The following is a 24,140-nucleotide window of genomic DNA, read 5'->3' as shown; positions in this document are numbered from 1 at the left end:
ACAGATCGTGGCCCGCAGCCCCGGGCCCCCGGCAAAGGTGTTATGTACGTAAGAAAAGTGTCCGATTCGCAGACCGCTCGGGTCCTGTGGATCCTCGCGGCGTTGGCCAAGGTTCCCCAGGCGACCGTTAAGGAGCTGTCCGAGTTGTCCCAGATTCCGGTCAGCTCGGTCTACCGGCTGCTGGATGACCTGGTGACCTCCGGCTTCGTGCACAAGACCTCCTCGCGGCACTACGGGGCCGGCCCGGTGGCCGTGCAGCTGGCCGAACGCTACCGCGACACCACCATGATGACCGGGACAATCACCCCCTACCTGCGCCAGCTCAGCCAGGACACCGGGGAGCTGGCCGCGTTCATGGTCGCCCACGGCGCCGAGGCGGTCTGCGTGGAATCGGTGGAGGCGGCCCGGGCGCTGCGCTGCAGCTACACGGTGGGCGCCTCCCAGCCGCTGACCTTCGGGGCCAGCGCCACCGCACTGCTGGCCCAGCTTCCGCCCGCATCCCGGGCGGAGATCTTTGACTTCCATGCCCTGGCCGAGACCGACCGCGAGCGCATCGACGCCGCCTGCGCGGCCGCCCAGGCCGCCGGCTACGCCCAAAGCGCCGGGGAACTGGACGAAGGCATCTGGGGAGTCAGCGCCCCGGTGCTTGACGGCGCCGGGGAACTGCAGGGTGTGGTCACCCTGATGGCTCCCATCCAGCGCAGCCAGCAGCGCCGCGCCCACCTGATCGAGCAAACCCGCCGCACTGCGATGAACCTGAGTGGAGGAATTAAATGACTTGGAAACAGCCCCAGGGCTGGTCCGGACGCGATGACGGGCCCGGACCCCAGAACGCCCGATGGCACAACACCATCACCCCGTGGCAACCCGGTGCCGACGCGGGCACCGCGTTGCTCGGCTTTGCCAGCGACGAGGGCGTGCGGCGCAACAAGGGCCGCACCGGGGCCCGCACGGGTGCCGCCTCACTGCGCACCGCCCTGTCCTCGCTGGCCCTGCACGAACCGCTAAGGCTCTACGACGCCGGAGACATTGAAGTCCAGGGCCAGGGGCTGGAGGCCGGTCAGGAGGCCTTCGCCGCCGCGTTGGCCACCCTGCTCAGCGAGGGACACTTCACCGTGGGCCTGGGCGGCGGACATGAAATCACGTTCGCCAGCTACCGCGGGCTGGCCCGGGCCCTGGGCGATGAGGCGCCCTGGAGCCTGGGCATCGTGAACATCGACGCCCACTTTGACCTGCGCGACGAGCCGCTGGCCAGCTCCGGCACCGGGTTCGCCCAGATCGCCCGGGCACAGCAGGACGCCGGCCGGGACTTCCGCTACGCCGCGGTGGGCATCAGCGAGGCCTCCAATACCCGCAAGCTCTTCGACTACGCCCGCAGCCTGGGCGTTGAGGTGCTGCTGGACACCGAATGCCACCTGGGGAACCTGGATGGGGTGCGCGGCTTTGTCACCGACTTCGCCGACTCGGTGGACCACCTGTACCTGACCATCGACCTGGACGCGCTGCCGGCCAGCGTCGCCCCGGGAGTCAGCGCCCCGGCCGGATTCGGCATCGGGCTGGAGGTGGTGCGCGAGGTGGTGCTCGCCGCGGCCGGCAGCAACAAGCTCATGCACGCGGACATTGCGGAGCTGAACCCGCTCTTTGACATTGACCAGCGCACCGCCCGCACGGGCGCCCGGCTGCTCAACGACCTGATCCTGAACCGAGGGTAGACATCTATGGAATTGCAATTATCACTGGTCCAGACCTCGGCGCTGGCCATGGTCCTGCTGGCCTTCGGCGAGTTCGCCCGGCGCCGGGTGGGATTCTTGGAGAAGTTCTGCATTCCCGCCCCGGTGGTGGGCGGCTTCCTCTTCGCACTGCTGGTGCTGGTGCTGCGCCAGACCGGCGCTGCCGAAATCAGCCTGGACACCTCGCTGCAGACCCCGGCCATGATCGCGTTCTTCTCCACCATCGGCCTGGCCGGTTCGCTGGCCACCATTAAAAAGGGCGGCAAGCTGCTGCTGGTGTACCTGGTGGCCTGTTGGTCCCTGGCGATCGCGCAGAACCTGATCGGCATGGGCATGGCCAAGGTGCTGGGGGTCGATCCGATGCTGGGCATCATGGCCGGCGCGGTCAGCCTGGAAGGCGGGCACGGCGGCGCGGCCGCGTTCGGCCCGACCGCCGAGGAAATGGGCGTGCAGGGCGCAACCACCGTGGCGATCGCCTCGGCGACCTTCGGCCTGGTGGCCGGCAGCCTGCTGGGCGGCATGCTGGCCAGCTTCCTGATGCACTGGCACAAGCTCAAGGCCCCGCAGAAGGCCGGGGTGCGTGAGGCAAAGCAGCCGGTGGGCGCGGGCATGCGCAAGCTGGCCGGTGGCGGCGGCTCGGCCGGCGGCCCGGCGGTGGGTGAGGACCTGGACGAGGCGATCAAGCAGCCCGGGGATGAAATCAGCAACTACTCCTCGCTGTTGTCCACGGCCACGGTCATCGGCATCATCATGGTGGTCGGCATGCTGCTGGGCGACTGGATCGCCGAGATCACCGGCTTCTCCCTGCCGGCCTACGTCGGTGCGATGATCATCGCGGTGATCTTCCGCAACCTGAACGACAAGCTGAAGCTGATCAAGATCAACGACGACTCGGTCAACCTGATCTCCCAGATGACCCTCGGCTTCTTCCTGACCCTGGCGATGATGAGCCTGAAGATCTGGGAGCTGGCGAACCTGGCCGGCCCGCTGTCGGTCATCCTGCTGGTGCAGCTGGTGTTCATCGTCCTGTTCTCCGCGTTCGTGGTGTTCCGGATGATGGGCAAGGACTACGACGCGGCGACCATGGTCGCCGGCTTCCTGGGCCACGGCCTGGGCGCCACCCCGAACGCGCTGGCGAACATGGACGCGTTCAACGCCAAGTTCGGGATCCGCTCCGAGAAGGCCTTCCTGATTGTGCCGCTGGCCGGTGCGGTGCTGATCGACCTGGTGGCGCTGCCCTGGATTGTGTGGTGCATGAACCTGGTCGCCTAGCCGCGCCACGGTCTTCACCCCGCGGTGCCCCACCCCCTGCTGTTGCCGGGGGTGGGGCACCGTTGGTTTCCCCGGTCCGCTGGCCGTCGCGCTAGGCTGGGGCGAAACCCCGGGGAGGAACAATGGGCGCCGAGATGGACATGCAGGCCGCGCTGCTGGCCGGACGCCGCGGACGGCGGCTGCTGTACGAGCTGGTTGCGGCCAGCCAGCTGGAGCAGGACACCGAGGGTGGCGGGCCGGCACCGGTGCTCGGTGCGTTCCACGACGCCGCCTACCTGGTGGCCAAGGAGCGCGGGGATGCGGTGGCCCGGTTCGTGGCTGTCCCCGAAGGCGCGCCGGTGACCACCGCGGACCTGGAACCGGTGATGCCCACCGACGCCGAACTGGCGGCGCTGCTTGGCCAGGTGGCGCTGCCGGAACCGAGCCTGCCCACGGTGCGCCGGGCCCTGGCCGCCTCGGTGGACGCCGCAATGTACTGGCAGCCACCCGATGGCGAGGATACGCTGCTGGGCCGGGCGGACATCATCCCGGCCCTGCGCCGGCTGGCGGGTGCGCTCGGCCCCTCACGCCCGGTCACCGGGTGGACGGATGCGTGCGCCCGGGCGGATCAATGGAGCATCACCTGGGATGATGTGCAGGGCCTTGGCGAGCCCGGGCCGGAGGAACCGGTGCCATCGGCGGCCGAATGCCTGGCCCGCTGGAAGGAACAGGTTGTGCGGGAGAACGGGCGGCGGCGCCGGGAGCTGCGCCGGCCGCTGCGCAAGCTGGGCAGCGGGCCGTGGTGGTCCACCCCGCCCTTTGGCACGGCCCGCTCCACCGGGCGTTTTGCCGACGGCACCCCGGTGGGGCTGTGGTGCGCCGAAGACGGGATGGGTTGGCGCGGGGCGCAGCTGCGCCGGCTGAGCGTGCCGGCCGATGCCCCCGTCTATGAGATCACCGGGCCCAACAGCTGGGCCGGGCTGTGCCGCCAGTACCCGCTGGAGGTCACCGCGCTGCGCCGCCGCGACTGGTTTGATACCACCGGGCGCGACGGGCGCTGGGTGATCCCGGACTTCTCGGCGGTGGCCCGGGACTACGCGGGCGTGCACCTGAGCATTGCCGGGTACCTGGCCACCGCCGGGGAAGTGGTCCCGGTGGATGAGCACACCGCCTCGCTCATCGCCGGCTGGGACCCCGATGCCACCTACTGGCTGCGGGACGAAACGGCGCTGGTCGGGCAGGCGCAGCGCTGGGTGCTGGACGATGCCGGTCCGGGCCCGGATGACTGGGTCCGGGTCCGGTCCTCGGGCTGAGGACCGCTGGGCTACTGCTGGTATTCGGCCAGGACCTTCTTGCCGATCTTGAAGGCCACGTTCGCCGCCGGGACCGAGCAGTAGATGGCGCTTTGCAGGAACACTTCCTTGATCTGCTCGGGCGTCATCCCGTTGCGCAGGGCCGCATGCACGTGCATCTCCAGCTCCTCCCAGTAGCCGCCGGCGATCATGGCGGTCAGGGTGATGGCGCTGCGGGTGGTGCGCGGCAGGCCCTCGCGGGTCCAGATCGTGCCCCAGGCGTAGCGGGTGATCATTTCCTGGAATTCATCGGTGAACTCGTTCGAGGTGCTGCTGGCCCGGTCCACGTGCTCGTGGCCGAGCACCTCACGGCGGACCGCCATCCCGGCATCATAGGTGTCCCCGGGCAGGCGCTGTGAATCTGTCATGGTCAAACCTTTGCTAGTTGGCGGTGAAGAAGGCGCTCAGCTGGCGCGCGGTGGCCTGCGGGTCCTCGGCCGGGGCCAGGTGGGCGACGCTCTCAATGATGGCGCAGCGGCCCCGCGGGGCGTGCTCGGCAATAAACTGGGCATCGGAGGGCGGACAGACCTGGTCATGGGCGCCGTTCAGGGCCAGCAGCGGGTCGGTGAGCCCGGCCAGCTCTTCGCGCAGGTCGAACCCGGCCAGCGCCCGGCAGACGTGGGCGTAGGAGAAGCGGTCGGCGTCCTGCAGGTTGTGCAGCAGGTTGGTGGAGGTGACCGGGTCCTTCTCGATGAACCCCGGGGCAAACCAGCGCTGGGCGGAGCCGACCACCATGGTCGGGGTTCCGGCGGCGGCGACCAGGTCGGCCCGTTCGTTCCAGGCCTGCTCCGTCCCGATCTTCGCCGCCGAGCACACCACCGAGAGCGCCTGGAACGCGCCGGGATGGTCGTGGGCCAGCTGCAGGGCGATGGCCCCGCCCACGGACACCCCCGCATAGTAGGGCCCGGCCCCCTGGTCGATGACCCCATCCACGCGCAGCGCCTGGATCATGTCCATGACCGCCTGGGCCAGCTCGGTCATGGTGAACGGCTGCGTGGCCGGCTGGCTCGCACCGTGGCCGGGCAGGTCCCAGGCGATGAGCTGGAAGCCGTCCTTCAGGTGGGGGACGGCCGGGCCCCACAGGTGCAGTGCGCCGGTACCCAACGACGGGCCCAGGATCAGCGTCGGCAGCGAGGCGTCGAGGTGGAGCAGCGAGGGGGTTAGTTGTGGGACAGCCATGATTCCTTCCACAGGGCGTAATCGGCAAGAACGGTGTCGGTGAAGCGTGCGGCGCTGCCCAGGTAGCCGGCCGGGTCCAGCAGCTCATCAAGCTGCGCGTCGGACAGGTCCGTGTGGGAGACCTCCAGGCGCAGCAGCTCGCGCAGGCTCACCTGGTCGGTGAGCGAACGCCGCACCAGATCCTGGACGGCGGGCTTGCCGCCCGCAATGACCGGGGCCAGCACGGTGGCCAGGCGTTCGGAGAGCACCGCGTCCCCGCCCAGGGCCAGGTTGCGGGCCAGCGCCGATTCGTTGACGCGCAGCCCGTTGGCCAGCACGTCGGCGTGCTCGGCGCTGCCCACCGCCAGGCGCAGCAGTTCGCGCAGTGCCGGCCATTCGGCGTGCCAGGCGCCATCCGGGCGTTCGTCGGCCGCGGTGCCGGCGGCGGTGAACAGCGTTCCCACCAGGGCCGGGGCGCTGAGCGCCGCGGTGCGCAGCAGCAGCGAATGCACCGGGTTCTGCTTCTGCGGCATGGCCGAGGACCCGCCCTTGCCGACCTCGCGTGGCTCGGAGAGCTCCCCAATTTCCGGGCGGGAGGCGGTGAGCACATCGGTGCCGAAGGTGCCCAGCGCCGCGATCACCGTCCCCAGCGCGGAGCCGGCCTGCAGCAGCGGCACGCGGTTGGTGTGCCACGGGACCTGCCGGTCCACCAGCTGCAGTTCGGCCGCCAGCCGGCGGACCAGTTCGGCGCTGTCTGGGTGGGTCCCGGGCTGGTCGGCAAGGAACTGGTCCAGGGAGGCCAACGTGCCCACGGCGCCGCCCCACTGCAGCGCCAGCGTGTTGGACAGCTCCTGCAGCGCCCGGCCGGCCGAACCCAGCGCGGAAAGCCACGCGGCGGCCCTGTAGCCGAAGGTGGTGGGCAGCGCATGCTGGGTCAGCGACCTGGCAATGCACGGGGTCCGGGCGTAGGCGCGCGCCAGTGCGGCCAGGCCGTCACCCGCCGAATGCAGGTGGGCGGACACCACCTTGATGCCGCGGGCCAGCAGCAGCATCAGCGCGGAATCGATGATGTCCTGGCTGGTGGCCCCGCGGTGCAGCACCGTGCCGGTGCCCTCAGGCGCGCCGTCCCGGGCCAGCAACTCGCGCATCATGCCCAGCAGCGGGATCAGCGCGTTCGCTCCGTCCGGGGTCCGCCGCGCCACTTCGGCCAGGTCGTAGCGTTCGGCGCGGGCCACGGCGTCCACCGCCGCGGCCTGCTGCGCGGTGCACAGTCCGGCCCCGGCCTGCACCCGCACCCAGGCGGCCTCAACATCAAGCATCGCCTGGACGAAGGCGGTGTCATCGGCCAGCCGGGCCGCGGCGCCGCCGGCCCACGCCGGGCTGAGCACCCCGTAATCGGCATTAGTCATCGGTCAACCTCACTTCGGCACTACGTTCAACGCCCCGCCGGGGCGGAAGGCCGCGGTGCTTGGGCACCTGCAGCTTCCACCCTAGCGGGGCAGCTTCTCCTGCTTCCTAGCTTTCGCGCGGGTAGGTCAGGAACACGGTCTCGTCCTCACCCTGCAGCCGAATGTCAAAGCGCAGTGATCCGTCCTGTTCCCGGGTGGCGATCAGGGTCTTGCGCCGCTCCTCGGGCAGCGCCGACAGCAGCGGGTCATTGGCCAGCGCCTCGGTGTCCTCCGGCAGGTAGATGCGGGTGAACAGGCGGTTGAGCAGCCCGCGCGCGAACACGGTGAGCATGATGAACGGGGCCTTGCCCGCCTCGGTCGCGCCGGGGTTCACGGTGGTGAAGGTGTAGTGGCCCACGTTGTCCACCGCCACCCGGCCCCAGCCGGTGAACGTGTAGCCGTCGCGCAGCAGCGAACCGTCCTGGGTGGGCACCCGTCCCTGATGGTCCGCCTGCCAGATCTCCAGCATCGAATCCGGGATGGGGGTGCCCTGCCCATCGGTGATCACCCCGTGCAGGCGCACCGCGTTCGGGTTGGACGGGTGGATCAGTTCGTGGCCCTTGTCGTAGGGCAGTGCGTAGCCGTAGAACGGGCCGATGGTCTGTCCCGGGGTCGGGGCGAGCTTCAGCTCTGGTGCCGGTGCCATTTAGTGGTCCCCCTCTTCGTCTTCCATCCAGGTGCGGTTGCTGCCGGTGAGCACAATGTCCCAGTTGTAGCCGGTGGCCCACTCATGCGAGGTGATCGAGTGATCGTAGGTGGCGACCAGCCGGTCGCGGGCCTTCTGGTCGGTGATCGACTGGTAGATCGGGTCCAGGGAGAACAGCGGGTCACCGGGGAAGTACATCTGGGTGATCATCCGCTGGGTGAAGTCGGTGCCAAACAGCGAGAAGTGGATGTGCGCCGGACGCCAGGCGTTGTGGTGGTTCTTCCACGGGTACGGTGCCGGCTTGATGGTGGTGAACGTGTACTCGCCATTCGGCCCGGTGATCGCCCGGCCCACCCCGGTGAAGTTCGGGTCAATCGGGGCCGGGTGTTGGTCGCGCTTGTGGATGTAGCGTCCGGCCGCGTTGGCCTGCCAGATCTCAATCAGCTGCCCGGCCACCGGACGGCCGTCCCCGTCCAGTACCCGGCCGGAGACCACGATGCGCTCGCCGATGGGGTCCCCGTTGTGCTGGATGGTCAGGTCCGATTCCAGGATGTGCACGTCCCGGTCCCCGAAGGCGGGGGAGTGCAGCTCAATGGTTTCCGGATCCGTGTGGTGCAGGTCCTTGGTGGGATGGCGCAGCAGGGAGGAACGGTAGGGGGCGAAGTCGATCCGCGGCTGGGTTTCCTCTTTCTTCCCGGCCAGCACCTCCTGCCGGTAGGCCTCGTGGATGTCCTGGATTTCGCTGGTGATGGTTTCCTGCGAGTCGGCGGTGGCGGCAGGATCCAGGACGCACGGGTTCTCGAACGTCTCATCGGTGGTGTGGTTCGTATCGGTGCTCACTGCGTGCTCCTTTCAGTGGTCAATGGGCGGGAAGGTGGTGGTTGGGCGGGTCAGGCGTGCGGCCAGCCGGTGTAGGACTCGGCCAGGTATTGCTGGCCGAAGCGCGAGGAGGTCACGGTTTCCAGCTCTCCCAGGGCGCGGCGGGTCATGAACGGGTCGGCGCCCACGGGGGTGTGGAGCATGGAGGTCATCCAGTATGAAAAGTTCTGGGCCTTCCAGACCCGCTTCAGCGCCAGGTCCGAGTAGCCGGCCAGGAGCCGGTCACTACCGGTGGTGTAAAACGAGTCGATGGCCTCGAACAAGACCTTCACATCCGCGAAGGCCAGGTTCAGGCCCTTCGCCCCGGTGGGCGGGACCGTGTGTCCGGCATCTCCGGCCAGGAACAGTCGGCCGTGGGAGAGCGGTTCGCGCACAAAGGAGCGGAACCCCAGCACGGTTTTGTCGAAGATCGGCCCGGTCGCCAGCTGGAAGCCATCCGGTCCATCCACCCGCCGCTGCAGCTCGCTCCAGATCCGGTCCTCGCTCCAGTCATCAACGTTTTCGTTCGGGTCGCATTGGAAGTACATGCGCTGCACCGTCTCGGAGCGCTGGGAGATGAGCGCGAATCCGTGGGGGGAGTTCGCATAGATCAGTTCCGGAGAGGACTTTGGGGCCTGGGTGAGGATGCCGAACCAGGCGAAGGGGTATTCGACCTTGAAGTCATTGCGCTGGGCTGCCGGCATCTGGCGGCGGGTAAAGGAACGCGACCCGTCGGCGCCCACGATCACGTCAGCGTGCACCTCGAACAGGGTGCCCGCTGCGTCGGTGAAGCGGAACTTCGGGGTGTCGGTTTCGATGTCCAGGATCTCGGTGACTTCGGCCCCGTAGCGCACGTCCCCACCATCGCGCTTGCGTGCCGCGGCCAGGTCGATGAAGACCTCGTTTTGGGCGTACAGGGTGACCGTGGCGTCCACCAGGTCGCGGAAGTCCAGCGGATGGGACTCGCCGTTGAAGCGCAGGTCGATGCCGGCGTGCTCGTCGCCCTCGGTCAATACCCGGCCGTTGACCCCGCTGTCGGTCAGCATGGCCACGGCCTGGGCCTCAAGGATGCCGGCGCGGTGGGTATTGCGGATCGTTTCGTGATCCCGTTTTTCCACCACGATGTTCTCGATGCCTGCCTGGGCCAGCAGATGCGAGAGCATGAGCCCGGCCGGACCGCCGCCGATTATGCCCACCTGGGTGCGGATGATCCGGGGAGTCTGCGTCATTGAAGCCTGCCTCAGCGTTCGGGGCCGTGTCTGCCGCTACGCCGATTCTCGTCGGGCAGGGCGACATGGGTGGGGACAAGAGATTGACTTCAAGAATGCAGTGACGTGCGGAACAAACACACCATGCTTCTCATTGAATAAGAATATTTATGGACAGTGCGTTGGGAAGCATGAAATGCGGGGCCCCCGGGCCGGTCACCCGGGCGGCCGCCGCATTTTCAGCATCGGGAAGGTGCGGGACGAATGCTTCTGTCCTAGATGCCCGCGCGCCGGCTGCGCATCAACAGCAGGAGGGTGACGCCCAGCAGCAGCAACATGAAGACGCCAAAGCCGAGCACCGATGGCGCCAGCGCAATGAACTGTATCAGTGCGCCAAGCAGCAGGACCGGCACTGACATTCCCAGGTAGCCGGCCAGGAAGATGCCGGCCAGGGCTTCGCCGCGCTGGGCCGGGGAGGCAATGGAAATGGCGGTGCCGATTCCCGCCTTGAACGACATCCCCGAGCCTGCACCGGCCACCAGTCCGCCAATGACCAGCAGCGCCAGGGACGCCACCAGGATGCTGGCGGTCACCAGCAGCAGGCCGATACCCAGGCAGGCCAGACCCGCTGTGGTCTGCCGGTGCAGGCTCCAGCGCGAGGAAACCACCTGCATCGCGGCAGCCGCGGCAAAGACCACGAAGGCCACGGCGCCGGAGACCACATGGGAGGTGATGGCCAGCTCGCCGGCAATCAAAGCCGGGGCCAGGGAGGTGAACAGCCCAAACATGGCAAATCCGACAAATGCCATCATCGCCGCGGCCGCGAAGCGCGAATGGGCCTCCGGGGGCACCGAAACCCTTTGTGGCCGATAGTTCCAGTTGCGATCCACCTGCACGGTTTCCGGGACACGGGCCAGTGACAGCAGGCCGAGCAGCAGCAGCGCGGCAAAGACAAGGTAGGTGGTGTAGAGCGGAGCCGGGGCGAACTCCGCCAGCATCCCAGAGACTAAAGGCCCCAGACCCAGCCCGCCGATGTTGGCGGCGGTGGCGATGACCTCGGCCCGGCGCAAGCCGGTCCCCGGGCGGGAAGTGGCGTGCAGTTCGGTCATGTAGGCGGTCGCGGTCGCGGTCAACATGCCCACCCCAAGGCCCGAGACGAAACGCGCGGTGAGCAGCCCGGGCAGGTCCTGCCAGAAGATGAAGACGAGTGTGGAGATGAAAACCAGGGCCACGGCGGGCACCAGGATGCGGCGTCGGCCGACACGGTCGGAGATATGTCCGGCCAGGAACAGGCTCACCACTACGCCCAGGGCGTAGGCGGCAAAGATCAGGGTGACGGTGAAGGAGCTGAACCCTGACCGCTGTTGATACAGGACGTAGAGCGGAGCCGGGGCGGAGGCAAAGGCCATCGAGGTCAGGAACGCGAAGGCGACAATCCAGAAGCCGCGGCCGTGCTGCGCGGCGGGTGCGGAGCGGGTTGCCGCGGGGGAAGGTGAAACGGGCATGAGTCCATCATCCGTGGCGGTATTGATCGCGTCCAACGATAAAGGTTGATTGCTTGCATCTTGCTTGGTGATACTGAAGCATGCAGTTATCCCAGATCCAGTACTTCATGGCCGTCGCCGAACAGCTGAGCTTCACCCGTGGGGCACAGGAGTTGAACGTGGTCCAGTCGGCCGTCTCGGCGGGAATCAAGCAGCTTGAACGCGAACTGGAAGCCCAGCTTTTCGTCCGTCAGGGGCGCAGCGTTCGCCTGGCTCCCGCGGGGGAGGCGCTGCTGCCCCGGGCACGGGCCATCCTGGCGGAAGTGGCTGGCGCGCGGGATGCAGTCGATGCCGTGGGAGGAACGGTGCGTGGCACGGTGTCGCTGGGCACGCTGTCCTACCTGGGGGCCTTGGACATGGGGAAGGTGCTGCTGGAGGTTCATCGACGGTATCCGGAAGTCGTCGTCAAGCTGCGGCTGACCGTGGAGGGGACGCGCACCAGTCTAGCCGCTGTGCAGGAGGGAACGCTGAACCTGGCACTGCTCTCGGTCAGTGATCCCCAGGTCGCGGGGATAGCGCTGCATGAGCTCCATGCCGAGCCAATGGTCCTGGCCATCCCGGCGGGGCATCGGCTCGCCGGGCGTCAGCAGGTAGACCTTTCGGAAATTGCCGGGGAACAGTACGTGGACTTCCCCGAAGGCTGGGGAAACCGAACCACCATTGACTCCGCCTTCTCCGCGCAGGGACTGCACCGCAGCGTGCGTACGGAGGTCGTCTCACTGGATTTCGCACTGGAGCTTGTCCGACAGGAGCTGGGTGTCGCCTTTTTGCCGCAGTCCACCGTGGAGCGCTCGGGGAGCCAGGGAATCTGGGCGGTGCCGGTGCCCCTGAAGTGGCGAATTCAGCTGGCTCGCGCCACGAATCGGCAGCCGACCGCCGCCGAAGACGTGGTCATGCGGGCCATCCTTGCCGAAGCACACAACGCCATATAGACCGACCAGCCTAGGCAGCATCAAGCCCGTGCGCGCTGTGGGGGAGCCGGCGGCCCGGGTTAACCGTCGGCGGCGTAGCCCAGGGCCCGCGAGATGCCTCGTGCCGCAGTGCGCAGAGCCATGGCCGCGGCGGGCAGCGTTGCAGAGCCCCGGGGAACCACCACAGCCAACACGGCCGCCGCGTACCCCTGACCGTCAAGAATCGGGGCCGCCGCCCCGGTCGTCTCGGGATCGATAAAGCCATCGAAGGTGGCGTAGCCGCGGCGTCGGATCTCAGCCAGCTCATGACGCAGCCGGGGATGGTAGTCGAGGACGGCTTCCTCGTGTCGGCTCAGGTAGTCCTCCAGCACCGGGGCCGGGGAGTAGGCCAGCAGCGCCATGCCCATGGAGGTGCGGTGGATCGGCATGCGCCCGGCAACGCTGGCCTGATTGACCACCGACCCGGGACGGGAGAGACGCTCAATGACCAGGACGTCATCCTGATGCAGCATTGCCAGCTGGGTGTTCTGGCCCAGAAGCTGATTGATGTCCTCCATGAAGGGCAGTGCTGCGGTGCGCAGGTCCTGGGTAGCGGCACTGCGGTTGGCCAGCTCCCACAGCCGCAGCCCCAGTGAAATTTGTCCTTCGTGATCACGCGCGAGCAAACCGTGGCCGACCAGGTCCTCAATCAGGCGGTACATGGTGGCGCGGGGAATCTGGGCGCGCCGAGCCAGGGCGGCGACCGAGAGCTTCGGGGTCTTGGGGTCAAAGGAATCCAGGATCCGCACAATGCGGTCCAGCATGGAATCCCCACTGGGCGAGTTGGCCATGAATCAACTCTAGTCTGCTGATGGCAGCATGAACGTGGGGGTCATTACGGAACGCGCTTAGGCTGTTTTTCACTATGACGCTATCGATGCCGACCTGCGTTCGCGAGTGCGCCAGTGTAAAACTGGCAGGCATCGTCGATGCCGGTGCCAGAGCTTTTACTGTGCGTCGCGAAACGGCCCTAACGATTCTGCACCCTTCAGTAGAGCGACCTGTTCCAAACGCCCAATTCTGTCAGAGGCCGCGATAGCGAAACCAAGGAAACAGGACTCGTCATAGTCATCTGTCTCCTCGGAAATGCGAAATCGTTTGCTCTAAAACGGAGGGAAGGTGGTCGACAGAGGTAATTCTCTTAGAACGGGCGCAGCGCGACCCGACTCAGAAGCTCGCGAAGTTGCGTTCGCTCTTCTTCGTTCAGGTTGCTGAGGGTCTCTGCTTCACTGTGGGCAGTGACTCTACGTGCCCGAACGTATAGATTGCGCCCGTCTTCGGTAGCGATTACCACCTTTGAGCGACGGTCCGTGGGGGACGCCATCCGGGTAACCAAGCCGCGCTTTTCCAGATCGTCAACTAGCGGCACGATTTGGCTGGGATCCAGCGTGAGGAAGTCGGCGAGATCACGCTGAGTCGGCGGAACCTTTTCGCAGGCTAGGGAGAGCACCGAATAAGAGCGTACCTTCAGCTCTAGTGGTTTCAGGGCGTCATTCGCACGAGTCGAGCCGATAGCCCGCATTCTGGCCACGAGGAAGCTCAATTCCCCAGAAAGATCACTTGTCATGAACGATTCTACTTTCGATGTCTTACTGGGGCTATCTGCCGCCATGGCCATCCTTCCTAGTTTAGATGAAAAAATAAATCGTTGACTTTTTCAAGAGTTTAGGATTTTATGTATATCGTCAAGGTTCCCACGATCGCATCGGCGGAGCAATGACCCCCAAATATCTACGCATCAAGGAGTCTTCAATGTCGTTGGCAGGGAAAGTTGCAATCGTTACCGGAAGCGGCCGCGGCCTGGGTTTGAGCTATGCTCAGGAACTTGCTCGCCAGGGTGCTGCCGTAATCATCAATGATGTTGATCAGGCCACTGTGGACGCGGCAGTGGCCACCATCATTGATCGCGGAGGTAAAGCTGCCGGGGTCGTTGCCGCGGTAGGATCTACCCAAACGGCTCAGGCGCTGGTGGGCGCAGCTGAAGAAAAATTTGGTCGTTTGGACATCCTGGTAACCAACGCCGGAGTGCTGCGCGACAAGTCCCTGTTGAAGATGACAGACGAAGATTTTGATCTGGTCATTAACGTCCACTTACGCGGCACCTTTACTTGTGTTCGTGAGGCCTTCGGCTATTTCAAGAGCAATGATGTTGCTGGACGAATTATTACGATCGGTTCGCCGACCGGACAACGCGGTAACTTCGGACAGACCAACTATGCCGCGGCCAAGGCCGGCATAGTTGGCATGGTACGCACTTGGGCAATGGAGATGAAACGTGCCGGAGTCACCGTTAACGCTGTCATTCCAGTCGCGGCCACCGAGATGACGAAAACCGTTCCGTTCTTCCGTCCTGCGGTAGAAGCCGAGGAGCGTGGCGAAGCCATGCCGGATTTCTATCGCAAGGATTTGGGCTTCGGTACTGCGGATGATGTAGCAGGGCTGATTGCGTTCTTAGCATCGGACGAGGCCGCCAATATCACCGGTCAGGCCATCGGTGCGGGTGGTGACCGGTTGCAGTTGTGGAGCCACCCTGAGGCGGTGCGAAGCGAATTCAACGAGGGCGGCTGGGATTACACAGCTCTGCAGGCGCGGTTCAATGAGCTGTTCGGTGCGGACCTTCAGTCGGTGGGAGAGAGTTTCCCGGAGATGCCAGCAGAACTCAAAGCCCAACTCGCCTAGCCGCGAAGGGACTGACTGAAGATGAGTACTCGTTACGAACTGGGCATCGACTTTGACGCAGTCGAAGCCGTGGACATGCACGTGCACCTGGAAATCGACGAATGCGGTCACAAGGCTATGCCAGAGGTTTTCTTTGAGGCCTCCGCCAAGTATTTCAAGTCCGAGGAACGCACTCCATCCATCGACCGGATCGCTGAGGTGTACCGAGAGCACAAGATGGCCGCAGTGGTCTTCACAGTGGACGCGCGCACCGCGCTCGGTCATGAGCCGAACTCTGTCGCGGACCTGGTGGCCGGGTGCGTCCGTAACAACGACGTGCTGATTCCGTTCGGATCCGTAGACCCGCGTCGCGGGGATGCGGCATTGCAGGATGCGAAATATCAGGCCACCGAGCTGGGCGTGCGCGGGTTCAAGTTCCACCCCTCGGTTCAAAGCTTCGACCCCTCCGATCCGACTTATTACCCGCTTTGGCAGGTGCTACAAGACCTGGGATTGCCGGCCATCTTCCACACCGGGCAAAACGGGATGGGTGCCGGGCTGCCAGGTGGCAACGGTATCAAGCTGCGCTACTCCAATCCCTTGTTGCTTGACGATATCGCCGCCGATTTCCCGCAACTGACTATCATCATGGCGCACCCATCCGTGCCCTGGCAGGACGAGGCCAATTCAATCGCTACCCACAAGGCGAATGTGTACATTGACCTGTCCGGCTGGAGTCCAAAGTACTTTCCAGAGTCGTTAGTGAAACTGAGCAACAACGTGTTGGCCTCCAAAGTACTCTTCGGCACCGACTTTCCGCTGATTACCCCGACTAAGTGGATGGCAGCCTTCGAGGACCTAGCGCTAAGTGATCAGGTGCGACCGAAGATCCTGAAGGCCAATGCGCTCAAGGTGTTGGGGGTCGAGCGGAGATGAACGAGCAGCCGACCTGCGACCTCTACGGGAACTGGGACCTGCTTAGCGAGCCGGAGCGAGCCGTGCTGTTGCGGTTGCGTGGAGTACTCAACGAGCACGTGCGTCCGGTGATAAACGATTACTGGGAGCGCGGGGAATTTCCAGAGCAGATCATCGCGCCATTGGTCGAAGCCGACCTAATGGATCCACCGGAACTGCGGGCGGTGGGGGTGAAGCGCTCTGGGTTGTACGATGGCTTCCGCAACTTTGAAATTGGCCGCGTGGACGCGTCGGTGGTCACTTTCTACAACGCGCAGTCGGGATTGTTTCGCACCACTGTGAAACTTGGCGGTAGCTCTGAGCAGGTGGCCGAGCTGGATCCGCTGATTACTTCCTATCAATACAAAGGCGTGTTCGCGCTGACCGAGCCGGAACACGGCTCGGACATCGCTGGTGGTCTGGCCAGCACCGCCACTGCGCAGGAACGTGACGGGAAGCCCGGTTGGCGGATTAACGGAGCGAAGCGCTGGATTGGCGGGGCTGCGCAAGCGGATGTGCTGGCGGTATTCGCCCGGGACACTGCGGACGGGCAGGTCAAGTGCTTCCTGGTGCCCACCGATGCAACAGGTGTGACGATCAGTAAGATCCAGGGTAAGACCAGTTTGCGGATTATGCAGAACGCGAACATCGAACTGGTCGATGCATGGGTGCCCGAGCAAGCTCGGCTGGTAAACATCAACTCCTTTGCGGACGTGGCCGCTTGTCTGCGAAACATGCGCTCAGATGTCGCCTGGATTGCTGCCGGAGCGGGTGCCGGAGCCTACGAAGCGGCGCTGAAGTACGTTATGGAACGCCAGCAGTTCGGCAAGCCGTTGGCCAGCTTCCAGCTAATACAGGAGAAGCTGGCGCACATGTTGGCCAACGTTAACGCCTCGCTGAGCATGGTGGTGCGCCTGACACAGCAACAGGAGGCCGGGATCTACAAGGACGAGGCCTCTGCTATGGCCAAAATGTTTACCGCTCGGATGCTGCGCGAGACCGTGGCACTGGCCCGCGAGGTTTGCGGCGGCAACGGGATTCTGTTGCAGAGCGACGTTGCCCGCTTTCATGCGGACGCCGAAGCAATCTATTCCTATGAAGGGACCCACGAGATTAACTCCCTGATCATCGCACGAGCCGCCACCGGTATCAGCGCTTTTCGCTAGGGCGTCGCACGACCTCAAACTAACAACAAACTGACAAGCAGGATCCAACAACCTAAGGGGCAGTCCATCATGGATCAAACTACAACCGCCAAAACCCTAATCGGCTACGAGGAACTGGCCAATGCGGCAGGCATGGAACTGGGGTTCAGCGACTACCGCGAAGTCACCCAGGAGCAGGTCAATACCTTCGCGGATGCTACTGACGACCACCAGTGGATCCACACTGATCCCGAGAAAGCAAAGCAGGGGCCGTTCGGTGGTCCGATTGCCCACGGTTATCTCACTCTCAGTCTGCAGATCGCATTCTGGTCCGAGCTGTTCGACGTGACCGGGGTGAAAACAAAGGTCAACTACGGTTTGGAGAAGGTTCGATTCCCTTCGCCTGTCCCGGTAGGCGCCCGTATCCGCATGAGTGCCACTATTGCCGACGTTACAGAGGTGACCGGTGGATATCAGATTGCAGTAGATCAGATCGTAGAGGTTGAGGGTGCACCGAAGCCGGCCGTAGTTGCGCGTGGCCTATACCGCTTCTACGCGTAAGATCAGCGGCCCCGGGGCAGACCCCCGGGGCTGGCCATTGGCTTCGCGTCCTGCCTGGACCTTGTGGCCGTGCGGTTAACACATTTCTGACAGGGGAATACTGATGCTGAACAATGGAGTGGGTAACTGGATCCACCGGCGCCGGCTCAAGTCTGCCGGACAAACTGCTGTGATTCTGGCCGATTTTGAATTGACATATGACGCGCTCGCTCGACGCATCAACCAGGTTTCCAATGCGTTAGCAGAACGCGGGGTAGTCAAAGGTACGCGTGTGGCGTTCCTAGGGGGTAACCACCCTGCTTTTCTGGAAACCATGTTTGCTGCCGGCCAGTTGGGGGCGGTCTTTGTGCCGCTGAATATACGCCTAACTCCCCGCGAGTTGAACTACGCGCTGAATGATTCAGGCAGCGAAGTTTTGATCGTATTAGCCTCTCAAGATGAGCAAGGCCGTGCCGCCGCGCAGAGTTCGCCCGTGCGTGAATATCTCGTGGTCGCCAACCACCCAGGCGAGTCTTCTGACTACGAAACCATGCTCTCCGGCGCGGCAGACAATCACCGCGATGTGTCTGTCGCACACGAAGATGCGGCTATCATCCTGTACACCTCCGGAACCACAGGTTCGCCGAAAGGGGCTGTGTTGACCCATGGGAATCTGACCTGGAACTCTCTAAACGTGTTGGTCGATTATGACGTGACCAGCAAAACCGTGGCTCTGTTGATCGCCCCGCTGTTCCACACCGCATCGCTGGGCATGGGGGCGTTGCCGGTACTGCTTAAGGGCGGAACCCTGGTATTACAGGAACGATTCCTGCCCCACGAAGTGTTGGCCGCCATCGAGCGGTATCGGGTTACTTCACTGTCCGGGGTACCCACCACTTTCCAGCTACTCGCTGAAGACCAGGCGTGGAATACCACAGATATCTCTTCCCTGGAAATGCTCACTTGCGGCGGTTCAGCCGTTCCAATGCGCGTGCTGGAGGCATTTGAAGCGCGTGGGCTGGGCTTCTCCGGTGGGTACGGTATGACAGAAACGTCTCCGGGAGCCACCTCATTGCGAGCCGAACACACCAGGGAAAAGATGGGGTCAGCAGGTCTGCCACATTTTTTCACCGACGTTCGCGTGGTCGATGCCCTGGGCCAGGACTTGCCGCGTGGAGAGGTAGGAGAGATCCTCGTCTGCGGACCTAACGTTATTCGTGAGTATTGGGCTCGTCCCGAGGCGACTGCTAATTCGTACTATGAAGGTGGCTGGTTCCGTTCCGGGGACATGGGATATTTGGACGAAGACGGGTTCCTTTTCATCTCGGATCGGTTGAAGGACATGATCATATCCGGTGGTGAAAATATCTACCCGGCAGAAGTCGAGCAGGCCATCATGGAGCTGCCAGCAGTGGAGTCGGTGGCAGTGATCGGTGTACCGGATGAGAAATGGGGCGAGGTGCCGCGGGCAGTGCTGGTGCTTAGAGAAGGCAGCAGCTTGAGCACGGAGCAGCTCATTGCACACTTGAGCGAGCGAGTAGCCCGCTACAAAATCCCACGTACGGCGGTTATTGTCGACGAGCTGCCACGCACCGCCAGCGGGAAGATCCGCAAGAATGACTTGCGCAAGCAGTTCGGTGTCACGAACGCTTAAATGGTTTACAGAATAAAGGGGTAGGGCCCGCCGAGTATCGCTGCAGCGTTGCTCGGCGGGCCCTCTCGCACTCCAAGACTCTTGGCTGATTTACAAGCATCTCGTTAATATTGAATAAAAGTTACAAGATCAACTATTGACTTTTTCAATGGCCTAGATATGGTTGGAATGTGCGTCACATCACATGGGGTGATGTCTACCAGCAGGGGTGGATGGACGTACTTATCGAAAGGGAAGACATGACCAAGCGCCTTTCAACCATCGTGGCAGGGGCCTCAATTCTCGCTTTGACTCTGATCGGCTGCAGTTCTGGCTCACCCTCTGGAAGTGAAGACAGCTCCGGCAGTCCTCAAGGGGACGAATTGACCAAGGTGGTGCTAGGTATTTTGCCCATTGCACCGTCCGCGGCCCTGCAGTACGGGATTGACGAGGGGATTTTTGAGAAGCATGGCTTACAAGTAGAGCTGAACACCTCCAATGCTGGAGCTGCGATGCTTCCTGCGGTGTCGACCGGAGAGCTGAACCTGGCCGTTGGCAACCCGCTCTCGGTGATCACCGCCGTTGACGCTGGACTGGATATGAGAGTAGTCACCGGCTTTTCCGCTTCTAATCCAGATGGCAAGGACGTCAATGCGGTCATTGTGCGCAAGGACTCGGGTATCGACAGCTGGAGCGATCTAGCAGGCAAGACCACCTCAGTTAACGCCTTGCGAACCCAGGGGGACCTGACCATTATGGAGTCGGCGGAAATAGACGGGGTAAATCCTGACGATCTGAAGTTCAGCGAAATGCCATTCCCAGATATGCCGGCCCAGTTGGATCGCCGGAATGTAGATGCAATCTGGGTTCCGGAACCCTTCATGTCCCGCGCCCTTGCTGACGATAACAACGAATTGCTGGGATATCCGAACCAGGAGGCTATCCCTGGTATGCCAACTATGGTCTCCTTTACCAGCGGTAAGTTCGCGGAAGAGAACCCCGAAACCATTGCCGATTTTAAAGAGGCAATGCACGAGATCCTGACGGATACCCAGAACGACGACGCCGTGGTGCGGGATTTGCTACCCGACTTCATCAATATGGATCCGGAAGAGTCCAAGAGCATAGTCATGGAGGCCTGGAATGCTGATGTGCCTTCCGCGCAGCTCGAGATGCTGGCCAAGATGGCGGACAAGTTCGGATTCATTGAAAGCGCACCAAACATCGCAGACATGACCGTCGAGTAGGCGCCTTGTTAGCGAATATTCAAAGTCTGCGTCTTCTGGGCGCATCAATTTTCAAGTCAATGGAGACAAAGCCATGAAACACTCGCTCAAATTGGCGCTATCCTCGCTGGCCGTTTTGACTCTGGTCGCCTGCGGTTCCGGTTCTCCCAGCGACGGTGAGAAAACGGTTGGCGCTGATGGCAACGATAAGTTGGAACACATTACGGTGGGCGTGATTCCGATTGTGGATACCGCCCCAATCTGGCTGGGCGACGAAAAGGGGTTTTTCGAGGAGGAAGGCTTGGACTTGACCATCGAAACTGCGTCAGGCGGCGCAGCAATCGTTCCTGGGATTCAGTCTGGCAGTTACGACTATGCCTTTTCTAATCTAATCTCTCTGATGGTCGCCAATGATAAAGGTCTGGAGATGAAGGTTGTCGCTAATGGCATCACAACCACGGGCGATGCGAATTCGGACGTAGGCTCAGTACTGGTGAAGGAGGGGTCGGACATTAAATCGCCTAGAGATCTTGAAGGCAAGAAGGTCTCGGTGAATAACCTGTCTAATATTGGCGACACTACTGTCTCAGAGCTCGTGGCGCGGGACGGCGGAGATCCCGATAATGTCGAGTTCGTTGAAGTGGGTTTCTCGGACGCACCTGCAGCGCTGGAGAACGGCATTGTGGACGCCGCCTGGATTCTAGAGCCTTTCCAGAGTGTTGCGATTGAAGGGGACGCCAAGAAGTTGGTATCCAACTTCGCTGAGTTCGACCCGGAGCTGGACGTGGCGGTCTATTTCACATCCGCTAAGAATGCTGCAGAGAACCCTGAAGTCACTGAAAAGTTCACCCGGGCGATGAACAGGTCGCTGGAATACGCACAAGAAAACCCTGACGAAGTGCGCGACATTGTCGGAAATTACACGGAGATTAATGAGGAGGTACGCGCCAAAATGGTCCTGCCCCGCTTCCGTACTGAAATCAACCGCGATACCGCACAGAAACTGGGCGATGCAGCGCACAAATACGGCACCCTGGAAAACACGCTCGACCTAGAGAAGCTACTCCCGTGAGTGCCTCTACGTTACCTGAGGTCTCGCGAAAACTGAGACGCAAAGCGCAAGTCGCCAAGCCGACTACAGGGCTGCCGCGCCCAGTGTGGGGGCTGCTTGGCGTCGTCTTCTTCCTGGGAATCTGGGAGTTGCTGCCCACGCTGGGTATCGTGCAAGGCCGCTACCTGCCGCCAGCTTCCGAAGTGCTGGTTCAGCTTGCCAAGGACTTCACCTTCACCGCCTTCTGGGTGTCGGTAGGGGAGACCATGATGGCATGGGCGATCGGCCTGTTCTGGGCTGTCCTGCTGGCCCTGGTGCTGGGCTTGGTGATCGGCATGTCGGGGTTCCTGCGCCGGTTCACCTACTCCACGGTGGAGTTCCTGCGCCCGATCCCGTCGGTGGCGCTGATCCCGTTGGCGGTGCTGATGTTCGGCACCAAGATCGAGTCCTCGCTGATGCTGATCATCTACGCCTGCTTCTGGCAGGTGTTTATCCAGGTACTGTATGGTGTGGCTGACGTGGACAATGTGGCCATGCAGACCGCCCGCTCCTACGGGTTCTCCTGGATCCAGCGGGTGCGCGACGTGATTTTCCCGACCGTGCTGCCCTACCTGATGACAGGCATTCGCCTGGGTGCCTCGGTGGCGCTGATCCTGGCGATCACCGCCGAGCTGATTATAGGCTCGCCGGGCCTCGGCCACGAGATCCAGCTGGCGCAGTCCGGCGGGGCCATCGCTGGGATGTACGCACTGATCGTCGCCACCGGCCTGCTGGGCGTGGTGATCAATCTGGTGATGCGCGCGATTGAGAAAAAGGTGCTGTCCTGGCACCCATCCGTTCGTGGGGAAGTGATCGTATGAAAATTCTCAAGTCAGTCGCCTTCCTGCTGGGCCTTCCGGCAATCCTCGTGTTCTGGTGGTACTTGGGATCGAAGGGCACCGACAGCTTCTTCGTCCCGGTTCCGGGCGAACTGGTCCAGACCTTCATCGACACCTGGGTGGGGGACCGGTTCTTCACGGACGTGCTGCCCAGTGTCCGACGCCTGATCATCGGAGTGCTCTCGGCGATCATCCTGGGCATCCTGCTGGGACTGCTTGTGGGCATGAACCGCACCGCTCGGGCGATCACCGAGCCGGTGTTCGAGTTCTTCCGCGCGTTGCCGCCACCAGTGCTGATTCCCGTGCTGATGCTGCTAGTGGGCATCAACGACGGCATGAAGGTCGCGGTGATCATCTCCGGCGCAATCTGGCCGGTGCTGCTGAACACCATCGAGGGCGTGCGCTCGATCGACCCTGTGCAGAACGAGACCAGCCGCTCCTACGGGATCAGTGGGTTCTCCCGGATCCGCTACCAAGTACTGCCCTCGGCGACCCCGACCATCATGGCCGGCGTGCGCCAGTGCCTCTCGATTGGCCTGATCCTGATGGTCATTTCTGAGATGTTTGCCTCCTCATCGGGGCTTGGATTCACGATCGTGCAGTTCCAGCGTTCTTTCGCGGTACCGGAAATGTGGTCTGGCATCGTGGTGCTGGGATTGATCGGTGTCCTGATGTCATTTATTTTCCAGTGGACCGAGCGGCGAATCTTGCGCTGGTACCACGGGTTGAAAGAGGTAGAAAATGCTGTCTGAAGCAACTAACACCGCGAACCCGAGCGGCCAACCGATCCCGGCAGGACGTACGTTGCCAGAAGGTCAGGCGTTGCTCTCGGTGCGTGACCTGCAGAAGATTTACCAAACCGATGCCGGTCCGATTGAGGCGGTGCGCAATCTAACGTTCGATCTGGGGCGTAATGAGTTGGCGTGTCTAGTCGGACCTTCTGGATCCGGTAAGACGACTTTGCTCAAGTGCATTGCAGGGCTAATGAGCGCTACCAGCGGCGAGGTAAAGCTCGATGGGCGGCTGGTGACTGGCCCGCCGAAGAAGATGGCGGTGGTTTTCCAGGAGTACGGCCGGTCGCTCTTTCCGTGGCTACGGGTAACGGAGAACGTCGAGCTGCCACTGAAAAATGCGGGCGTGGCGAAGGCCGAACGCAAAAAGCTGGTAGACGAAGCGTTGGAGGCGGTGGGGCTATCCCACGTGCCTAAGTCCTACCCCTGGCAGCTGTCGGGCGGCATGCAGCAGCGCGTGGCGATTGCCCGAGCGGTGGCCTATCAGCCCGAGGTCTTGCTTATGGACGAGCCGTTCGCAGCCGTAGACGCGCAGACACGTGCGGATCTGGAGGACCTGATCCGCTCGGTGTGGAAGAAACTGGGCGTGACAGTCCTATTCGTCACCCACGACATCGACGAGTCAGTGTATCTAGGGCAGCGCGTTATCATCCTCTCCTCCTCACCCACCGTGGTGCAGGAGGACCTGATTATAGACCTACCTGATGAACGTGATCAGTTGGAGACCCGCTCGTTGCCGAGGTTTACCGAGCTGCGCCACCACGTATACGAACAAATCCAGTTGGCGAAGAAGGGGCACCGTCCGGAGGAAGCGATTACCCAGGTTCTAAAAGATCCCAAGTAGGGCGGCTTCAGTCGTGAGTTGTCACGCATGACCACAGGTATTCCCCCGAACACAGTTCGGGGGAATACCTGTGTCTGAAGCCGGGAAAACGAACCTTGAAGGCCATATAGGCCTTTCAAGGTTTACTCGACGGGAGCCGTGCGGCAGGCAAACCACAAGCGAATACTTGCAGTGGATCGGGTGGGGCGAGCGAAGGTGTTTCTCGTCGAGACGTAGCTGAACAGTCCGAAGGGGGAGATGGTCTCTCTGCAGAGATTGGTGTATGAAGAAATCGC

24 protein-coding genes are annotated in these 24,140 nt (G+C 63.0%); 15 read left to right on the top strand and 9 right to left on the bottom strand.

Annotation, left to right across the window (positions count from 1 at the left end):
- The first annotated feature begins 57 nt into the window (after positions 1 to 57).
- The 4 genes from FDN03_RS06185 (at position 58) to FDN03_RS06170 (ending at position 4,294) form a co-directional block, all read left to right on the top strand.
- Positions 58 to 777 (top strand): IclR family transcriptional regulator C-terminal domain-containing protein, encoded by a 720-nt coding sequence (locus FDN03_RS06185; RefSeq protein WP_171021144.1) that lies wholly within the window; start codon positions 58 to 60, stop codon positions 775 to 777.
- Positions 774 to 1,712: a formimidoylglutamase gene (hutG, locus tag FDN03_RS06180; RefSeq protein ID WP_138175110.1), complete on the top strand. Its 939-nt coding sequence runs from the start codon at positions 774 to 776 to the stop codon at positions 1,710 to 1,712. The genes FDN03_RS06185 and hutG overlap by 4 nt, the downstream gene beginning before the upstream one ends.
- Before the next feature lie 6 nt (positions 1,713 to 1,718).
- Positions 1,719 to 3,002, top strand: coding sequence for a sodium/glutamate symporter (locus FDN03_RS06175; RefSeq protein WP_138175108.1), 1,284 nt, complete (start codon positions 1,719 to 1,721; stop codon positions 3,000 to 3,002).
- Between the two features lie 122 nt (positions 3,003 to 3,124).
- Positions 3,125 to 4,294 (top strand): hypothetical protein, encoded by a 1,170-nt coding sequence (locus FDN03_RS06170; protein WP_138175106.1) that lies wholly within the window; start codon positions 3,125 to 3,127, stop codon positions 4,292 to 4,294.
- 11 nt (positions 4,295 to 4,305) lie between these two features.
- Here the strand turns inward: FDN03_RS06170 and pcaC are convergent, their stop codons facing one another.
- The 7 genes from pcaC to FDN03_RS06135 all read right to left on the bottom strand — a co-directional run bounded on the left by pcaC (position 4,306) and on the right by FDN03_RS06135 (position 11,156).
- Positions 4,306 to 4,701, bottom strand: coding sequence for a 4-carboxymuconolactone decarboxylase (gene pcaC / locus FDN03_RS06165; RefSeq protein ID WP_138175104.1), 396 nt, complete (start codon positions 4,699 to 4,701; stop codon positions 4,306 to 4,308).
- A 13-nt stretch (positions 4,702 to 4,714) separates the two neighbouring features.
- A complete protein-coding gene (locus tag FDN03_RS06160) occupies positions 4,715 to 5,512 on the bottom strand; it encodes an alpha/beta fold hydrolase (protein ID WP_138175102.1) in 798 nt (265 codons plus the stop codon).
- Positions 5,494 to 6,900, bottom strand: a complete 1,407-nt coding sequence (locus FDN03_RS06155) for a lyase family protein (protein ID WP_138175100.1) — start codon at positions 6,898 to 6,900, stop codon at positions 5,494 to 5,496. The genes FDN03_RS06160 and FDN03_RS06155 overlap by 19 nt, the downstream gene beginning before the upstream one ends.
- A gap of 106 nt (positions 6,901 to 7,006) precedes the next feature.
- Positions 7,007 to 7,585: a protocatechuate 3,4-dioxygenase subunit alpha gene (gene pcaG, locus FDN03_RS06150; protein WP_138175098.1), complete on the bottom strand. Its 579-nt coding sequence runs from the start codon at positions 7,583 to 7,585 to the stop codon at positions 7,007 to 7,009.
- Positions 7,586 to 8,371, bottom strand: coding sequence for a protocatechuate 3,4-dioxygenase subunit beta (gene pcaH / locus FDN03_RS06145; protein ID WP_171021149.1), 786 nt, complete (start codon positions 8,369 to 8,371; stop codon positions 7,586 to 7,588).
- A gap of 104 nt (positions 8,372 to 8,475) precedes the next feature.
- Entirely contained in the window at positions 8,476 to 9,672 is a 1,197-nt protein-coding gene (locus FDN03_RS06140) for a 4-hydroxybenzoate 3-monooxygenase (protein ID WP_138175094.1), read from the bottom strand.
- Between the two features lie 254 nt (positions 9,673 to 9,926).
- On the bottom strand, positions 9,927 to 11,156 hold the full coding sequence (locus tag FDN03_RS06135) for an MFS transporter (protein WP_138175092.1): 1,230 nt from the start codon (positions 11,154 to 11,156) through the stop codon (positions 9,927 to 9,929).
- Between the two features lie 80 nt (positions 11,157 to 11,236).
- Here FDN03_RS06135 and FDN03_RS06130 point away from each other — a divergent pair, with 80 nt between their 5' ends.
- Positions 11,237 to 12,127 carry a LysR substrate-binding domain-containing protein gene (locus FDN03_RS06130; protein ID WP_138175090.1) on the top strand — a complete coding sequence of 297 codons (891 nt, stop codon included), beginning with the start codon at positions 11,237 to 11,239 and terminating at the stop codon, positions 12,125 to 12,127.
- 59 nt (positions 12,128 to 12,186) lie between these two features.
- On the opposite strand, the gene FDN03_RS06125 is transcribed toward FDN03_RS06130, so the two are convergent.
- Together FDN03_RS06125 and FDN03_RS06120 are read right to left on the bottom strand one after the other, a co-directional pair.
- Positions 12,187 to 12,936, bottom strand: a complete 750-nt coding sequence (locus FDN03_RS06125) for an IclR family transcriptional regulator (protein ID WP_138175088.1) — start codon at positions 12,934 to 12,936, stop codon at positions 12,187 to 12,189.
- 350 nt (positions 12,937 to 13,286) lie between these two features.
- Complete coding sequence (locus FDN03_RS06120) at positions 13,287 to 13,757, bottom strand: MarR family transcriptional regulator (RefSeq protein WP_138175086.1); 471 nt, start codon at positions 13,755 to 13,757, stop codon at positions 13,287 to 13,289.
- Positions 13,758 to 13,897: 140 nt separating this feature from the next.
- On the opposite strand from FDN03_RS06120, the gene FDN03_RS06115 reads away from it, so the two are divergent.
- From FDN03_RS06115 to FDN03_RS06070, 10 genes are all read left to right on the top strand, one after another.
- On the top strand, positions 13,898 to 14,824 hold the full coding sequence (locus FDN03_RS06115; protein ID WP_138175084.1) for an SDR family oxidoreductase: 927 nt from the start codon (positions 13,898 to 13,900) through the stop codon (positions 14,822 to 14,824).
- Between the two features lie 21 nt (positions 14,825 to 14,845).
- On the top strand, positions 14,846 to 15,739 hold the full coding sequence (locus tag FDN03_RS06110) for an amidohydrolase family protein (RefSeq protein WP_138175082.1): 894 nt from the start codon (positions 14,846 to 14,848) through the stop codon (positions 15,737 to 15,739).
- On the top strand, positions 15,736 to 16,923 hold the full coding sequence (locus tag FDN03_RS06105) for an acyl-CoA dehydrogenase family protein (RefSeq protein WP_138175080.1): 1,188 nt from the start codon (positions 15,736 to 15,738) through the stop codon (positions 16,921 to 16,923). Before FDN03_RS06110 ends, FDN03_RS06105 begins: the two co-directional genes overlap by 4 nt.
- A gap of 69 nt (positions 16,924 to 16,992) precedes the next feature.
- The gene (locus tag FDN03_RS06100; protein ID WP_138175078.1) at positions 16,993 to 17,463 is read left to right on the top strand and encodes a MaoC family dehydratase; all 471 of its coding nucleotides are present in this window, start codon (positions 16,993 to 16,995) and stop codon (positions 17,461 to 17,463) included.
- 103 nt (positions 17,464 to 17,566) lie between these two features.
- Positions 17,567 to 19,096, top strand: a complete 1,530-nt coding sequence (locus FDN03_RS06095; protein ID WP_138175076.1) for a long-chain fatty acid--CoA ligase — start codon at positions 17,567 to 17,569, stop codon at positions 19,094 to 19,096.
- A 170-nt stretch (positions 19,097 to 19,266) separates the two neighbouring features.
- The gene (locus tag FDN03_RS06090) at positions 19,267 to 20,322 is read left to right on the top strand and encodes an ABC transporter substrate-binding protein (RefSeq protein WP_249354337.1); all 1,056 of its coding nucleotides are present in this window, start codon (positions 19,267 to 19,269) and stop codon (positions 20,320 to 20,322) included.
- A gap of 73 nt (positions 20,323 to 20,395) precedes the next feature.
- Positions 20,396 to 21,373, top strand: a complete 978-nt coding sequence (locus tag FDN03_RS06085) for an ABC transporter substrate-binding protein (protein ID WP_138175074.1) — start codon at positions 20,396 to 20,398, stop codon at positions 21,371 to 21,373.
- A gap of 83 nt (positions 21,374 to 21,456) precedes the next feature.
- Positions 21,457 to 22,212, top strand: a complete 756-nt coding sequence (locus FDN03_RS06080; RefSeq protein WP_349291707.1) for an ABC transporter permease — start codon at positions 21,457 to 21,459, stop codon at positions 22,210 to 22,212.
- Positions 22,209 to 22,982: an ABC transporter permease gene (locus FDN03_RS06075; RefSeq protein ID WP_138175072.1), complete on the top strand. Its 774-nt coding sequence runs from the start codon at positions 22,209 to 22,211 to the stop codon at positions 22,980 to 22,982. The genes FDN03_RS06080 and FDN03_RS06075 overlap by 4 nt, the downstream gene beginning before the upstream one ends.
- On the top strand, positions 22,972 to 23,865 hold the full coding sequence (locus FDN03_RS06070) for an ABC transporter ATP-binding protein (RefSeq protein WP_138175070.1): 894 nt from the start codon (positions 22,972 to 22,974) through the stop codon (positions 23,863 to 23,865). The genes FDN03_RS06075 and FDN03_RS06070 overlap by 11 nt, the downstream gene beginning before the upstream one ends.
- The last annotated feature ends 275 nt before the right edge of the window (positions 23,866 to 24,140 follow it).

The organism is Glutamicibacter sp. V16R2B1 (genome assembly GCF_005774635.1).
Taxonomy (GTDB): Bacteria; Actinomycetota; Actinomycetes; order Actinomycetales; family Micrococcaceae; genus Glutamicibacter; species Glutamicibacter creatinolyticus.
Note: the sequence above shows the minus strand (reverse complement) of the source record. Positions and strands in the feature narration are given on the sequence as shown.

Coding starts and splice junctions, on each gene's coding strand:
- FDN03_RS06140 (WP_138175094.1), bottom strand. CDS start 9,672: ATGACGCAGACTCCCCGGATCATCCGCACCCAGGTGGGCATAATCGGC.
- FDN03_RS06075 (WP_138175072.1), top strand. CDS start 22,209: ATGAAAATTCTCAAGTCAGTCGCCTTCCTGCTGGGCCTTCCGGCAATC.
- hutG (WP_138175110.1), top strand. CDS start 774: ATGACTTGGAAACAGCCCCAGGGCTGGTCCGGACGCGATGACGGGCCC.
- FDN03_RS06125 (WP_138175088.1), bottom strand. CDS start 12,936: ATGGCCAACTCGCCCAGTGGGGATTCCATGCTGGACCGCATTGTGCGG.
- FDN03_RS06160 (WP_138175102.1), bottom strand. CDS start 5,512: ATGGCTGTCCCACAACTAACCCCCTCGCTGCTCCACCTCGACGCCTCG.
- pcaC (WP_138175104.1), bottom strand. CDS start 4,701: ATGACAGATTCACAGCGCCTGCCCGGGGACACCTATGATGCCGGGATG.
- pcaG (WP_138175098.1), bottom strand. CDS start 7,585: ATGGCACCGGCACCAGAGCTGAAGCTCGCCCCGACCCCGGGACAGACC.
- FDN03_RS06085 (WP_138175074.1), top strand. CDS start 20,396: ATGAAACACTCGCTCAAATTGGCGCTATCCTCGCTGGCCGTTTTGACT.
- FDN03_RS06110 (WP_138175082.1), top strand. CDS start 14,846: ATGAGTACTCGTTACGAACTGGGCATCGACTTTGACGCAGTCGAAGCC.
- FDN03_RS06070 (WP_138175070.1), top strand. CDS start 22,972: ATGCTGTCTGAAGCAACTAACACCGCGAACCCGAGCGGCCAACCGATC.
- FDN03_RS06135 (WP_138175092.1), bottom strand. CDS start 11,156: ATGCCCGTTTCACCTTCCCCCGCGGCAACCCGCTCCGCACCCGCCGCG.
- FDN03_RS06115 (WP_138175084.1), top strand. CDS start 13,898: ATGTCGTTGGCAGGGAAAGTTGCAATCGTTACCGGAAGCGGCCGCGGC.
- FDN03_RS06100 (WP_138175078.1), top strand. CDS start 16,993: ATGGATCAAACTACAACCGCCAAAACCCTAATCGGCTACGAGGAACTG.
- FDN03_RS06130 (WP_138175090.1), top strand. CDS start 11,237: ATGCAGTTATCCCAGATCCAGTACTTCATGGCCGTCGCCGAACAGCTG.
- FDN03_RS06105 (WP_138175080.1), top strand. CDS start 15,736: ATGAACGAGCAGCCGACCTGCGACCTCTACGGGAACTGGGACCTGCTT.
- FDN03_RS06120 (WP_138175086.1), bottom strand. CDS start 13,757: ATGGCGGCAGATAGCCCCAGTAAGACATCGAAAGTAGAATCGTTCATG.
- FDN03_RS06155 (WP_138175100.1), bottom strand. CDS start 6,900: ATGACTAATGCCGATTACGGGGTGCTCAGCCCGGCGTGGGCCGGCGGC.
- FDN03_RS06095 (WP_138175076.1), top strand. CDS start 17,567: ATGCTGAACAATGGAGTGGGTAACTGGATCCACCGGCGCCGGCTCAAG.
- FDN03_RS06175 (WP_138175108.1), top strand. CDS start 1,719: ATGGAATTGCAATTATCACTGGTCCAGACCTCGGCGCTGGCCATGGTC.
- FDN03_RS06170 (WP_138175106.1), top strand. CDS start 3,125: ATGGGCGCCGAGATGGACATGCAGGCCGCGCTGCTGGCCGGACGCCGC.